The sequence below is a fragment of the Desulfuromonas svalbardensis genome (assembly GCF_055389415.1).
Genome location: NZ_AP042416.1, coordinates 620,395 through 635,052 on the forward strand (window position 1 = coordinate 620,395; position 14,658 = coordinate 635,052).

Annotated in this window: 9 protein-coding genes and 1 tRNA gene; 5 read left to right on the forward strand and 5 right to left on the reverse strand. The window is 46.1% G+C overall.

Going from position 1 to position 14,658, the window contains the following annotated elements:
* Positions 1–3: 3 nt before the first annotated feature.
* The 5 genes from ACZ5KY_RS02820 to aroF all read right to left on the reverse strand — a co-directional run bounded on the left by ACZ5KY_RS02820 (position 4) and on the right by aroF (position 6,811).
* On the reverse strand, positions 4–2,388 hold the full coding sequence (locus ACZ5KY_RS02820; protein WP_464242390.1) for an acyl-CoA dehydrogenase: 2,385 nt from the start codon (positions 2,386–2,388) through the stop codon (positions 4–6).
* 13 nt (positions 2,389–2,401) lie between these two features.
* On the reverse strand, positions 2,402–3,541 hold the full coding sequence (locus ACZ5KY_RS02825) for a patatin-like phospholipase family protein (RefSeq protein ID WP_464242391.1): 1,140 nt from the start codon (positions 3,539–3,541) through the stop codon (positions 2,402–2,404).
* Positions 3,542–3,695: 154 nt separating this feature from the next.
* Complete coding sequence (serA, locus tag ACZ5KY_RS02830) at positions 3,696–5,282, reverse strand: phosphoglycerate dehydrogenase (RefSeq protein WP_464242392.1); 1,587 nt, start codon at positions 5,280–5,282, stop codon at positions 3,696–3,698.
* Between the two features lie 181 nt (positions 5,283–5,463).
* A complete protein-coding gene (locus ACZ5KY_RS02835) occupies positions 5,464–5,763 on the reverse strand; it encodes a hypothetical protein (protein WP_464242393.1) in 300 nt (99 codons plus the stop codon).
* A 19-nt stretch (positions 5,764–5,782) separates the two neighbouring features.
* The gene (gene aroF, locus ACZ5KY_RS02840) at positions 5,783–6,811 is read right to left on the reverse strand and encodes a 3-deoxy-7-phosphoheptulonate synthase (protein WP_464242394.1); all 1,029 of its coding nucleotides are present in this window, start codon (positions 6,809–6,811) and stop codon (positions 5,783–5,785) included.
* A 442-nt stretch (positions 6,812–7,253) separates the two neighbouring features.
* On the opposite strand from aroF, the gene ACZ5KY_RS02845 reads away from it, so the two are divergent.
* The 5 genes from ACZ5KY_RS02845 (at position 7,254) to ACZ5KY_RS02865 (ending at position 14,600) form a co-directional block, all read left to right on the forward strand.
* Positions 7,254–7,329: transfer RNA gene (locus tag ACZ5KY_RS02845), tRNA-Phe, on the forward strand.
* Positions 7,330–7,726: 397 nt separating this feature from the next.
* Entirely contained in the window at positions 7,727–9,307 is a 1,581-nt protein-coding gene (locus ACZ5KY_RS02850) for a type I restriction-modification system subunit M (protein ID WP_464242395.1), read from the forward strand.
* On the forward strand, positions 9,304–10,509 hold the full coding sequence (locus tag ACZ5KY_RS02855) for a restriction endonuclease subunit S (protein ID WP_464242396.1): 1,206 nt from the start codon (positions 9,304–9,306) through the stop codon (positions 10,507–10,509). The genes ACZ5KY_RS02850 and ACZ5KY_RS02855 overlap by 4 nt, the downstream gene beginning before the upstream one ends.
* Before the next feature lie 14 nt (positions 10,510–10,523).
* Complete coding sequence (locus ACZ5KY_RS02860) at positions 10,524–11,540, forward strand: virulence RhuM family protein (protein WP_464242397.1); 1,017 nt, start codon at positions 10,524–10,526, stop codon at positions 11,538–11,540.
* Between the two features lie 114 nt (positions 11,541–11,654).
* Complete coding sequence (locus ACZ5KY_RS02865; RefSeq protein ID WP_464242398.1) at positions 11,655–14,600, forward strand: type I restriction endonuclease subunit R; 2,946 nt, start codon at positions 11,655–11,657, stop codon at positions 14,598–14,600.
* Positions 14,601–14,658: the final 58 nt, after the last annotated feature.

Sequence of the window (14,658 nt, forward strand, 5' to 3'; positions counted from 1 at the left end):
ACATCAAAAGGCATCGACCTGAATCACTTGATCACGCGCTTGACGCGCCTTAATCAACAACTCTCTTTCAATATCAGTGATAATCTGTAAATCCACCGCCCGCTGCAGATCAGTTAACTCTCGTTTAGTCAAACGCTTGAGCTTGACGGCATCGCGCAATTTCTTCTCTAGCGGATCTGCCGCTACCGCCAAATGCAACGCGTTTTCCAACTGTGCTAACGGGTCTGCCTCGTCAACAGCTTCTGCTAATCCTTCCGTTAAACGGTCACGTACCGGTCCGGGGGCTAAAATAATCGCTGCTACCTTATGGCCGAGTTGATCGCTTGGTCCCTTGAAGTGCGCGCCAACAGGAAAAATAAGCGCCCGTAGTAACCAGCCCAGAGGGCTGGGTAAATTATCGAATATCTCCAACAACGTCGTTTGGATATGGCGCAAACTGGTGCGACAACTCCACTCCACCAGTGACTGCTCATCATCAGGACAGCCACGCTCTTCACCATATTTCAGCACCGCCGAGATCAAGTATAATTCGCTCAGGATGTCGGCCATGCGGCCAGTAAGTTTTTCGCGTAACTTTAACCCACCACCAAAAGTGGCCATCAACACATCACTGGTGAACACAAATGCGGTACTGAAACGACTGGCACATTGATACCAACGCCGATAGGAGGAATCGGGAACTCCGATTAAATACCCCGCCGTCAAACCATAAAACAGCGCCGATACAGCATTGCGCAGGCTGAACAGAACATGGCCAAAGAAGGCCTGATCAAAAGCAACCACCGCTTCTTTACCTTCTAAATCAGCGGCCGCCATCTCTTTAAGAACCCACGGATGGCAACGGATCGATCCTTGGCCAAATATGATCATCGAACGGGTGAGGATATTTGCGCCCTCTACCGTAATACCAATGGGAATGCCCTGATAGGCATGGCCAATATGGTTCTTTGGCCCCAGACAGATCGCCTTACCACCCTCGATATCCATGCCATGATTCACCACCAACCGCATCTTCTCGGTCAAGTTCTGCTTCACCAGTGCTGATATGACTGCCGGTTTGGCCCCCTGATCGATCGCAGCACAGGTCAATCGGCGTGCGGCATCCATCTGCCAGCAGGTTCCGGCAACCACCGCCAAACGCTCTTCGACCCCTTCAAAACGACCAATAGGTAAACCAAACTGCCGCCTCACCCGTGCATAGGCACCGCTGTATCGAGTCACTAACTTCGCCGCTCCGGTACTCAATGCTGGCAACGACACCGCCCGACCTGCCGCCAAGCAATTCATCAACATCTTCCAGCCCTGACCGATCCCCTGTTCGCCGCCAATCACCATCTCCAACGGGATAAACACGTCGCGGCCCCAATTGGGTCCGACTTGAAACGGCACGTTCAATGGATTATGGCGAGTACCGATCTCGATGCCTGCGGTATCAGTCGGGATCAGCGCGCAGGTAATTCCACGAGTTTGTTGGTCACTGAGTATTTGATCAGGATCATCGAGTTGAAATGCTAAACCGAGAACTGTCGCCACGGGGCCAAGGGTAATGTAGCGTTTTTCCCAGTTTAACCGAATCCCCACCACCTGCTGACCTTGCCAATCTCCATGACAAACAACACCGCAATCAGGGATCGAGGCGGCATCGCTGCCTGCCTGTGGTCCCGTTAAAGCAAAACACGGAATCTCTTCTCCTGTCGCTAAACGCGGTAGATAGTTATCCTGCTGCTCCTTAGTGCCGTAATGGAGCAATAACTCGGCAGGTCCGAGGGAGTTCGGCACCATCACCGTTACCGCAGCAGTTAAGCTCCGCGCTGCCAACTTGGTGATCACCGCCGAATTTGCCATCGCTGACAACTCCAAGCCGCCATAGCGTTTGGGAATAATCATGCCAAACAAACCACTTTGTTTGATGCTCTGCCATACTTCAGGTGGTAGATCATGCAATTCATGGTAGATCTGCCAATCATCGAGTTTCTGACACAACTCCTCAACGGGGCCATCAACAAACGCCTGCTCTTCTGCGCTAAGGCTAGCTGGCGGAGTTGCCAACAGGCGTTCCCATTGTGGCCGGCCACTAAACAGTTCGCCATCCCACCACACATCACCGGCATCTAACGCTGCTTGCTCAGTCGCTGACAGTCGCGGCTTTACCTTACGAAATATTTTCAATACTGGCCCACTCACTAACATTTGCCGCATTGGGTCGACCAGCACCACACATGCGATAAACAGTGCTACGACAATCAATGGCCATGCTAACCAGCCGGGATAGATCAGACTAAACAAGCCAACAAAAACCAGCGCGAAGGCAGCATGCAACCAACGTGAGGCCTCATATACAAGTAATAATCCACCGCAGATAAACAACAAAACAAACAGAATCCACATAACACCCTCCAGATTAAGTCAGCACGGCCGGTGGCTGATCAGACAGATATCGATCGCTGGTTTGAATATTATGCTTGGCCAGCAACGGCTGTAACGTACTGTATTCTCGATAAAGCTTACTTAACGTTGTGATATATCCATGCTGCATAATTTGATTGCGAACGGCATTACCCATGGGATTTTGGAAAAACATCAATGATTCATCACTGCCCGGCTCGATGACAACAATATCGACCTCAGGGTGTTTCAGCCGACAGTTTTCGAGAGCTAAATCCAACTTCTCTTTCAACTCTATCCGCTGTGCTTGCTCCCAAGCAAAGCTTGCACCAAGGCTTGAAACTTTTGAACATTGCCCTGATGTCAGAGTGGGTAAACAAAACAGTTCGTTATCATTTTTCATTGGCACTCGTGGATTGATCAGCACAATGAGTTTCGCGCCGCGCTCAATGGCGATATCCAAATGGGCAACTCGGCCAGTTAGAGCATCAATGTAATCACGACCATTAATTCGATAGGGTTCGAAAAAAAATGAGATCGCACAGGACGCGGCAATCGCTTGACTAATGGTTACCGAGACGGAGCTTTGCTGATCACGGCAAAAGACCTGCCGTTCACCACGATCAAGATCGTAAGCTGGAATGTACAAATCGTTGCGTAGGGATGAGAAATCGTTTCGTAACCCCTGTTTATAAAATGAGGCCCGCAAGAATTGTTCTAACTTATTGATCTGAAACACCCCCGCAGGGAGCTGTTCCTGAATCATATGCCAGAGATCATTGGGTCTAAACGACCAGCGATTACGATAAAAACTGTGGAGGATATCCGGTGAGTGGCGGATTAGTCTGGCAAAAACGCTTAACAATCGCCAGCCTTCAAAGCCGTAGATATCGCGACGACTAAAATTGAACACCGATTTTTCATTGTTGGCCATGGCGCGATAAATTTCACCAGCAGCCACCTGATTGGCAATCAGTGCAGCAACAATAGAACCACCACTGATACCAACATACTGATCAAAACAACGGCTATCAAACGGGCGGACAAAAAGCTTATCCAATGCGGCGAGCGCACCAACTTCATAAGCAACGCCAAGAATTCCACCACCAGCGAGAACCAATGCTGTTTTATTTTCACCATCCTGTTGAATTTCCATACGCCCCCAAATAATGATTACTATTTAAGGTTAGCATGTTTTAAAACTCTGTAAATGGCGCGCTAGACTAAATACTCAGGCCAAACAAAAAAAGGCGACCCGCATCATAGCAGGTCGCCTCTTTTAGCTAATATGTACACCGAGTACAGTGGTATTACATACGGATTGCCTTAATAAAGCGCGCATCACACGCCGTGGTGATTTTTTCAAGAGTCGCGTCATCAACTGGGGTATCAACGGAGAAGACCACCATTGCTTCGCCCGCTTTTTCACGACGACCAAGATTCATGTTACCGATATTGACATTGGCCTCACCGAGGATGGTACCAATCTTACCCAGCATACCTGGGCGGTCTGCGTAATTGATCACCAACATATGTGTTTCGGGCTGAAAATCGGTGGTGTAATCACGCATTTTAACAATCTTAGCCGTGCCATCAAACATGGTTCCAGCAATCGTGCGTGTACTCGAAGCCGATGACAGGGTGATGGTGACTAAGTTTGAGAATGAATTCGACTCAGTGGTTCGTGTCTCCTCCACAGCAATACCCATGTTACGCGCCGTCAAGCGAGCGTTCACCATGTTGACATCGACTTCAGTCTGACGATTCAACAACGCTGCCAAACCACACACGGTCAATGGAGCGCAATCGAAACGAGCCAGCTTACCGTTGTACTCAAAAGTAATTTTCTCAGGGTTTGCTGGAGCAAGTTGACTAATAAATTCGCCTAGCTTGCCAACTAACTCAACAAATGGCTTCATTTGCTCCATCAAGTCGGGATCAAATTTAGGAATATTAACCGCATTTTCCAGCGGCTTACCATCGATGTAATTGATGATTTCACGGCTCACGTCCACCGCAACATTCTTTTGCGCTTCAAAGGTGTTAGCACCAAGGTGAGGGGTGACCACCATATTAGGATGAGCGATCAAGGCTTTAAGGGTTTCACTTGCAGGAGGCTCAGCACTCCACACATCAAATCCCGCCCCAGCAACTTTACCGCTTTCCAATGCTTTCAGCATCGCTTCTTCTTCAATGATGCCACCACGCGCACAGTTGATAACGATGATATCATCTTTCATTTGGCTGAAATGATCAGATGTTATCATGCCACGCGTTTCATCATTCAGTGGTGTATGCACGGTAAGAACATCGGCATAACGGATCAGCTCTTCCAAGCTCACCAGTTTAACGCCAAGATCTGTACCCCGTTTTTCAGAGATATAGGGGTCATAGGCAATCACGTCCATCTCAAATGCTTTACCACGTAAGGCAACACGACCACCAACTTTACCCAGGCCAATTACGCCCATGGTTTTGTGTTTCAATTCACGGCCAGTGAACGGTGCCCGTTGCCACGCGCCACTCTTAAGGCTGGCATTGGCAACAGGAACGTGGCGGCATAGCGACAATAGCAGAGCCATGGTGTGCTCAGCAGCCGAGTTGGTGTTTCCCAGTGGGGCATTAACAACAATGATCCCCTTACTGCTGGCATAATCGACATCGACATTATCGATGCCAACACCCGCACGAGCGACCATTTTCAGGTTAGTGGCACAATCGACCAACGCGGCATCGACGGAGGTACCACTACGGGTAATGATCGCGTCGTAACCACCAATCACTTGGTGAAGCTCCGAGACAGTCATTCCAAGTTTTACATCAACTTCAATACGTTCATCCTCATGCAGCGCTTGTAATCCCGCTTCTGAGATCTCATCAGTAATAATAACCTTCATGGTTGCTCCTTCCCGGCCCGACTGACCGGAGTGTAGTAAAGTACAGCTGCTGTCCCACTAATATACAGTGAACGGCGCATTCTAAATTGATTACCTTCGTTGTGTCAATTGTCAGTATTGCATAAGATAATGATTAAACAACAAAGCCGTCGGTAGCAGGCTGTCGCTTTTTTATCCTAAATCATTTCACCACTTCAAGATGACCTTTTCTCACGGTCGGCTTTTTCGCTGGTTTGCTCTTCGGCTCTGGCGCGGGATCATCATGAAACGGCGCGTGCTGCTCTGGCTCAGCTTCAGTATCCAACGCTGGTAACGTTCCGTTGTCAATCATCGATTGCACCGAATCGGCAATGGTCAAACACTGCTTCATACACACTCTGCGTACGGGGCACTGCTTACAATCCACCTCACCCGAAGCGGCACGCAAGGCGTGGACCATCAACTCGACACTTTCTAACTGCGACAATGGAACAAAATACATAACAACCCCTCAACGAGAATTAAGCGTTCGGCAACGTACGATCAGCCACCTCAGCAAATGCTTTTAATTTTTTCATCATAACGGCAAAGGCCTCTGGACGCAACGACTGCGGGCCATCGCTGGCTGCTTTTTCAGGATCAGGATGCACCTCAATGATTAAACCATCACATCCAGCAGCAACCGAAGCATAACTCATAGATGGCACCAAGCTAACATGCCCCGTCGCATGAGATGGATCAATCACAACAGGCAAGTGAGTCTGCTCTTTGAGTACTGGTACAGCAGAAAGGTCTAAGGTGTTGCGTGTCGCGGTTTCAAAAGTACGAATACCACGCTCGCACAGCACCACCCGCCGGTTACCCTCAGCCAAAATATATTCAGCACTCATCAAGAACTCTTGAATGGTCGCTGACATGCCGCGCTTAAGTAGAATCGGCTTATCCAGCTTGCCTAACATCTTCAACAGAGCAAAGTTTTGCATGTTACGCGCACCCACCTGTAAGATATCAGCATAGTCTGCCACTAACTCGACATCACGTGGATTCACCACCTCAGTGATGATTGGCAGACCCGTTATCTCGCGCGCCTTACAGAGAAGTTTAAGGCCTTCCTCTTCGAGACCTTGGAAGGAATAAGGGCTGGTACGTGGCTTAAAGGCACCGCCGCGCAGGACTTTTGCCCCGGCAAGCTTAACCGCCTTAGCCGTCGCAATAATCTGCTCTTCACTTTCCACAGCACAGGGACCAGCCATCACAATCAGCTCTTCGCCACCAATAAACAACCCTGGCGCCAACTCCACCTTGCTCGGCTCGGGGCAAACTTCCAAACTGGCTAACTTATACGGTTTCAAAATCGGCACCACCTTCTCAACGCCAGGCATCGATTCAATGGACTGCAACACCATCTTACCGCGCTCGTCACCGACCGCACCCACCACATCACGTTTTTCACCATGAATCACATGTGGCTCATAACCCAGTTCACGAACACGCGCTTCGACAGCCTTAGTCAGTTCCTTCGAGATCTTCTGCTTCATTACAATAATCATTGTCTTCTCCTATTTCCCCTGCATGAACTAAAGTTCTGCCACGGAACTGGGCCATCCCCACTTTTTGTAAAAACAAAAAGGCCGTCAGAATTTCCGACGGCCTTTTTCTATTCATGTTCACACCCCATTAAAAGTGTAAAAAGAAAGACCACGGAAAGTCTAACGTCTGCCCGTGGTCTATTTTTGAAAATTCGCTTATGGTTAAACCAGCAAACCTCCACCCCGGGCAGACGACAAAAATGAGTCGCACCAAAAGTTAAAGTTAAAAAAGCTGGAAAAATTATGGCACATAAGTTTGTTAATTCCTGTTTGTTAGTCGTTCAAGTGAAGTCACTGTAAATCAGCTTGATACGCCTTGCAACAAAAATATCACCCCTCTGTCATAAAAGTGAGATTACCCCTTGACACAGCTACGCCAGCGAGTTATAACTCTTTCCGCAATGCCCAGATAGCTCAGTCGGTAGAGCAGAGGACTGAAAATCCTCGTGTCCTTGGTTCGATTCCATGTCTGGGCACCATATATTCCAAGGGGTTAGCGATTATTCGCTGACCCCTTGTTTTGTTTGTGCTGTAACCATTGATGTAACCACTTCACCACTACCGCCCCCTCAGCAACCTCCGCTCTAGCAGCTCAGCGTTACGCTTACCGACTTAGCTACACCTACGATAAGATAAGACGGTCGCCATATCCCACGCCAATAACACCATTACCTGTCTAGCTAAGTCGAGCTTCATACATTCTTTCACTTGTTTGCATCATCTCCAGAGGTTTTTACTAACTCTGTTGCAATGGTCCCGACTAAAAGAATTAACAGACGCTACAAGTTCTTAAAATTATGCCAATGCACCGGCTGGAGTGCTATTATGCGGCTCGACTTATAAAATCAAAATTCGACACTATGCAAGGAAACCAACATGGTCCAGCAACACAAGAAAGAATTAGAAAAACAACTGTGGAATATTGCCAATGCCTTGCGTGGCAACATGAGTGCCGATGAGTTTCGCGATTACATTTTGGGCTTTATTTTTTACAAATACCTCTCCGAACGGATGGATTTATACGCTGACGAGCTGCTTAGAGAAGATGGCATCGCCTTTGACACTTTAGATGACAGTACCGATGATGGAAAATCCTACCTTGCGGCAATGAAAACCGAGGCCATTGACCACTTGGGCTACTTTTTAAAACCGGCAGAGCTGTTTCATGTATTAGCGGAAAAAGGTAAAAACGGCGGCTTTATTCTTGATGAATTAAGCGATGTACTCAGCCATATTGAGCAGAGCACCATGGGTGCTGCCAGCGAAGATGACTTTAACGGCCTATTTGACGATATTGACCTCACCTCAAACAAACTCGGCAAAACTCCTAACGCACGTAATGACATCATTGCCAAGGTGTTGGAACATCTTGATGCCATCGACTTTTTACACAGCGAAACCGAAATTGATGTTCTCGGTGATGCCTACGAATACCTGATTGGAAAATTTGCCAGCGGTGCGGGTAAAACAGCCGGTGAGTTTTACACCCCGCCCATGGTCTCCAAGCTGCTTGCCAAACTGGTCACCCGAGGTAAAGAACGGTTGCGTGACGTCTACGACCCCACCTGTGGCTCAGGCTCGTTGCTGCTGCGCGTTGTCAAAGAGTTAAACGCAGAAAATGCTGTCGGTCGTTTCTACGGCCAAGAGAAAAACCCCAGTACCTACAACCTAGCGCGGATGAATATGATTCTGCATGGAGTGCATTATCGTAGCTTCGATATTCAGCAAGATGACACCCTTGAACAACCACAGCATTTAGATAAACGCTTCGAAGCGGTGGTGGCTAACCCGCCCTTTTCCGCCAAGTGGAGCAACTCGCCCAGCTTCATGCAAGATGACCGCTTTGGCGATTACGGTAGATTGGCCCCAGCCTCCAAGGCCGACTTTGCCTTTGTTCAGCACATGGTGCATCACCTAGCTGAAGACGGCACCATGGCCGTAGTCCTGCCCCACGGTGTGCTGTTTCGTGGTGCAGCCGAAGGGCATATTCGCCGCTACCTGATTGAGCAGAAAAACTGTCTCGATACGGTGATTGGTCTACCCGCCAATGTGTTTTACGGCACCTCGATCCCCACCTGTATTCTGGTGCTAAAAAAACAGCGTCAGCATAGTGACAATGTGCTTTTTATCGATGCCAGCAACCACTTTGGCAAAGCCACCAACCAAAACTACCTGCGTGAAGAAGATTTGCAACGCATTTTATCTGCGGTAGATAAACGCGAAAACAGCGACAAGTTTGCCTATGTTGCCAGCCTGAATGAGATTGGTGAAGAGAATGACTACAATCTCAACATTCCCCGTTATGTCGATACGTTTGAAGAGGAAGAAGCGGTTGAATTATCCGCAGTAACGGAGCAATTGGATAAAGTTGAGCAAGAGATGCAGACAACAGATCAGACTATTGCTAGTTTTTGTAAAGAACTAGGTATTGATGCACCATTTAAGGTGGCAAAATGAACAAGAGGCAATCAATACCATCTTTACGGTTCCCTGAATTTTCTAAATCTTGGATAAGGAAATCCCTCGGGGAAATTACAACTTTCCATAAAGGAAAAGGGCTCCCAAAAGCGGATATTACAAAAAATGGCAAGCTAGAGTGTATTCGATATGGTGAGCTATACACGCATTACTGTGAACTTATTTTCGATATAAAATCTAGGACTGATATTAGTAAGGATGCTTTATTTCTAAGCCAAGCTAATGATGTCATCATTCCAGCATCTGGTGAAACAGCAATAGACATTTCCACCGCTTCTTGCGTTAAAAAACATGGAGTAGCCCTTGGTGGTGACATCAACATACTACGTACCGATTTGAATGGTACTTTCCTTGCCTATTACTTAAATAATTGCAAAAAAACAGATATTGCTCGTTATGCACAGGGCATATCTGTCATTCATTTGTATTCCACCCAATTAAAGCTACTAAAGCTCAAGATACCAGTGAGCGACTGTGAAGTTGATAAAATCGCCGATTTCCTCTCTGCAATCGACAAAAAAATCAGCCAACTCAAGGAAAAACACACCTTATTACAGCAGTACAAAAAAGGGATAATGCAACAACTGTTCAGCCAGAAAATGCGCTTTAAGGGTGACAACGGCAATGCGTTTCCTGATTGGAATGAAACACGATTGAAATCTTTATTCCAAGAATATAAAGAAAAATCAAAAGCTGAGAATGAATATGAAGTCTTTACCTCGGCTAGAACTGGTTTGATGAAACAATCCGACTACTACACTGAAGGAAGAATTAGCGAAAAGTCGAATTGTGGATTTAATATCATCCCAGAAGGCTTTATCACCTACCGCTCTAGAAGTGATGATAGGCAATTTTTTTTCAATGCTAACACCCTCGGAAAAACTGGCATAATCAGTACATATTATCCTGTTTTTAAAATGAAAAATGACCAGACAAATTTCTTCATCGAACTTACTCGCTTTTACAAGAATGTTTTTGGGCGTTATGCCGTCGGTACATCGCAAGTAGTACTGTCCTTTAACGAACTAAAAAAAATCAGATTAGCAATACCGTGCGATGCTGAACAAAAAAAAATCGGTTCTTTTGCAAAATCACTCGACATAAAAATCGCCCATGTTGCCGAACAAATTGAGCAAACTGAACAATTTAAAAAAGGGCTACTACAGCAGATGTTTGTCTAATGGAGGTGACTGCGTTGGAGAATCAATCCCAATTTATTATCTACCAGACAGAAAATGGCGAAACCAAGTTAGATGTTCGCTTTCAAGACGAAACTGTTTGGCTGACACAAAGCCTGATGGCGCAACTGTTTTGCACCACCGCTGAAAACGTGCTAATGCACCTAAAAAACATTTATAACGACGGTGAGTTGGAGCAAAATCGAACTACTAAGGATTTCTTAGTAGTTCGAACAGAAGGTAAGCGGCAGGTTAAACGAACCCTAAAACATTACAACCTCGATGCCATCATCTCGGTCGGGTATCGGGTACATAGCCATACGGCAACCCGTTTTCGCCAATGGGCAACCCGCCAGTTAAGTGAATTGATTGTGAAAGGCTTTGTGCTCGATGATGAGCGGCTAAAAAACCCTGACCAACCGTTTGACTATTTTGACGAATTAACGCGCCGCATTCAGGACATCCGCACTTCTGAAAAGCGCTTTTACCAAAAAATTACCGATATTTACGCCACCAGCGTTGATTATGACCCCACCTTGGATATCAGCATTAATTTCTTTAAAACAGTGCAGAACAAAATCCATTGGGCTATCACGGGGCAAACAGCGGCAGAAATTATTCATCACCGTGCCGACAGCAATAAAACCAATATGGGGTTAACCAATTGGCGCAGCACCAAGGTGCGCAAGGCAGATGTGGTGAATGCTAAAAACTACCTGACGCAGCCCGAGCTAGAAGCGTTGAACAATTTGGTGGAACAATATCTTATTTTTGCCGAGGGTCAAGCGATGCGCCGCATTGCCATGAACATGGCCGATTGGACAAAAAAACTGGATGGCTTTTTAGCCCTGAATGATCGTGACATTTTGACTCATGCGGGCAAAGTATCGCATCAGATAGCGAAAGAACGTGCCGAGTTGGAATACGATAACTACCAGCAGTCGCGCTTAACACAGGCGGCTACGGACGCAGACATTCACGACCTCGTTCAGATCGAATCGATCATCGGCAAACAAAACGAGACCAATAAGTAGTTAATTTTATTCAATAAAAATGAGTGTTTTGAATGTCTAAACCTATCATTTAGATATTTTTTAGACATTCGGTAGACATTTTCAGATAAAAAACCGTAGGGGGAACAAAGAATTATGGCTCACCAACCAGAACAAGAATTAGAAGACAAGCTCGTTGCTCAGCTGGTGGGCCAAAAGTTTCAGGCTGTCCACATTACCAATGCGACAGACCTACGCCAAAATCTAAAAACACAACTGGAAGCGTTAAATGCCATAAAGCTTTCAGACAATGAATTTAGCCAGATTCGCAATAGCCTTGCCAAGGGTAACGCGTTTGATAAAGCAAAAACGCTACGTGATCGCTTGAGCATTAACCGCGATGATGGCACCAACTGTCACATCCGCTTTTTAGATTCAAAATGGTCAAAAAACACCTTTCAAGTGACCCAGCAGGTAACCGTTGAGGGCAGCTACCGCAACCGTTACGATGTTACAATTCTGATTAACGGCTTACCCCTTATTCAGGTAGAACTTAAACGGCGCGGCTTAGAGCTGAAAGAAGCTTTCAATCAAATCAACCGTTACCAACGCCATTCGTATTGGGCCGAAGATGGCTTATTTCAGTATGTACAAGTGTTTGTCATCACCAACGGTGTGAACACTAAATATTACGCAAACAATAAAAGCCAAAGCTTTAAGCAAACCTTCTACTGGGCCGACAGTGACAGCAACCGCTATACCGATTTAACACAATTTTCCGCTCAGTTTTTCCAACGAGAGACGCTTTCACATCTTATTCAAAAATATTTAGTTTTGAATGAAGCCGACCGTATTTTAATGGTGATGCGCCCGTATCAGATTTACGCCACAGAGAAGATTGTTGAACGGGTCAAACAACGACACCAGACAAAAGGGATTAGTGGTGATGATGGCGATGATGAAGATGACGAAGGCAACGGCAACGGCTGGAATGGCTATATCTGGCATACGACAGGATCGGGAAAAACACTCACATCATTTAAAACAGCACAAATTCTAACAGGTGTTGCACAGGTTCATAAAGTTGTCTTTGTGGTTGATCGCAAAGACCTCGATTACCAGACGGCAAAAGAGTTTAACTCGTTCTCTCAGGGTTGCGTGGATAGCACCGACAACACCAAACTGCTGGTAGATCAACTGACCGATGCACCTGTACCAGCTAAAAAAGCAAATGAACGGCGCAATACCAAACTGGTGGTAACCACCATTCAAAAGCTGAATAACGCAATTACCAATAAGCGCTACCAATCCCGTATGGCCAAGCTCAGCGCTAAACCGATCGTGTTTATTTTTGATGAATGCCACCGCAGTCAGTTTGGCGACATCCATAAGCGAATCACTCAATTTTTCACTAATCATCAACTCTTTGGTTTTACTGGTACACCCATTTTTGTTGATAACGCTCTGACTAAGGCCTCGCGCAAATACACCACCAAATATCTATTCGATAAGTGCTTGCACAAATACACTATTGTTGATGCGATTAAGGATGAAAACGTACTCAAGTTTTCAATCGAGTATGTGGGCCGCTACAAACGACATGATTCTGATAACGAAGTTGATATCGATGTCGAGGGGATTGACACCAAAGAGCTGATGGATTCACCAAAACGGCTTGAAAAAATCGCCGATTACATTCTGGCTCAACACCACCGTAAAACACGCAGTAAAGCGTTCACCGCCATGTTTTGCGTCAGCAGCGTAGCAACGCTCATTCAATACTACGAAATTTTTCAACGCAAACAACAAGAAAGCCAGCGCAATAATCTGCGAATTGCGACGATCTTTTCTTACGCTGCCAATGAGGAAGATCAGGATGCGAATGGCATGTTAGATATTGATCTCGATAAGGTCGCAGAACAGCCCGCTCCATATCATGTAAAGCACAGCCATAGCCGCGACAAGCTAGAGCAGTTTATCGGTGATTATAACGCCCTATTCGAGACTAAGTTCACCACCAAAGATAATAATTCCTTTTACAACTACTATAAAGACATCTCTAAAAAGGTTCGTGAGCGCAAGATTGATATTCTGCTGGTGGTCAATATGTTTTTGACTGGCTTTGACAGCAAAACACTCAACACTTTATATGTTGATAAAAACCTTAAGCATCACGGCCTAATTCAAGCCTATTCGCGCACCAACCGCATTCTCAATGAGCAGAAATCGCAAGGAAACATTGTGGTGTTTCGCAACCTGAAGAAAGCCACCGATGAAGCCCTAGCACTGTTTTCCAACAATGAAGCTAAAGAAACAGTGATCATGCCAAGCTATGATGAATTTGTGCGCTTGTTTAATAAAGCCTATGGAAAACTGCTGGCCATAGCCCCCGATCTGGACAGTATCAATGAGCTAGAAGATGAAGAACAAGAACTGGAGTTCATCAAAGCATTCCGCGAACTGATGCGGCTCAAAAACATTCTCGCTTCATTTACTGACTTCAGCTACAACGATCTTAAGCTCGATGAACAGGAGTTTGAAGATTACAAGAGTAAGTATCTTGACCTCTACGATAAAGTTCGTACTGAAAATGCAACCGAGAAGGTGTCTATCCTGCAAGAAGTCGACTTTGAGCTTGAGTTGATACAGCGTGATGAAATCAATGTTGCCTATATTCTCAAACTGCTGGCCACTCTCAAAGGCGCAGACAATGACAAAGATTACGAATACCAATACAAATCCATCATGCAACTCTTTAGTGGTTCACCAGAACTACGCAGTAAACAAATGCTGATTGACACCTTCATCAAGGAAAACCTAGAGGGACTCGAATCTGGTGCAGAAGTTCAGGATGCCTTTGATTCATTCTGGGAAATCGAAAAAGAAAAAGCAACCGAGGTATTGTGTAAGGAAGAAAACTTGAGTCCAGACCACCTTAAAGCGCTGGTCGAACGGATGATTTACACCAACCAAGAACCGCTGCGCGAAGATATTTTTGCTGCCATGGAGCACAAACCAAAACTCATGCAACGTGACCCGATATTTAACCGTGTAAGCAAACGGCTGACAGGGTTTGTCAGTACATTTTATCGTGGGATGTGAATGTAAATAGGTGGCAATTTTCTGCACCTATCAATCAATACAGTATCGTAATGTTCGC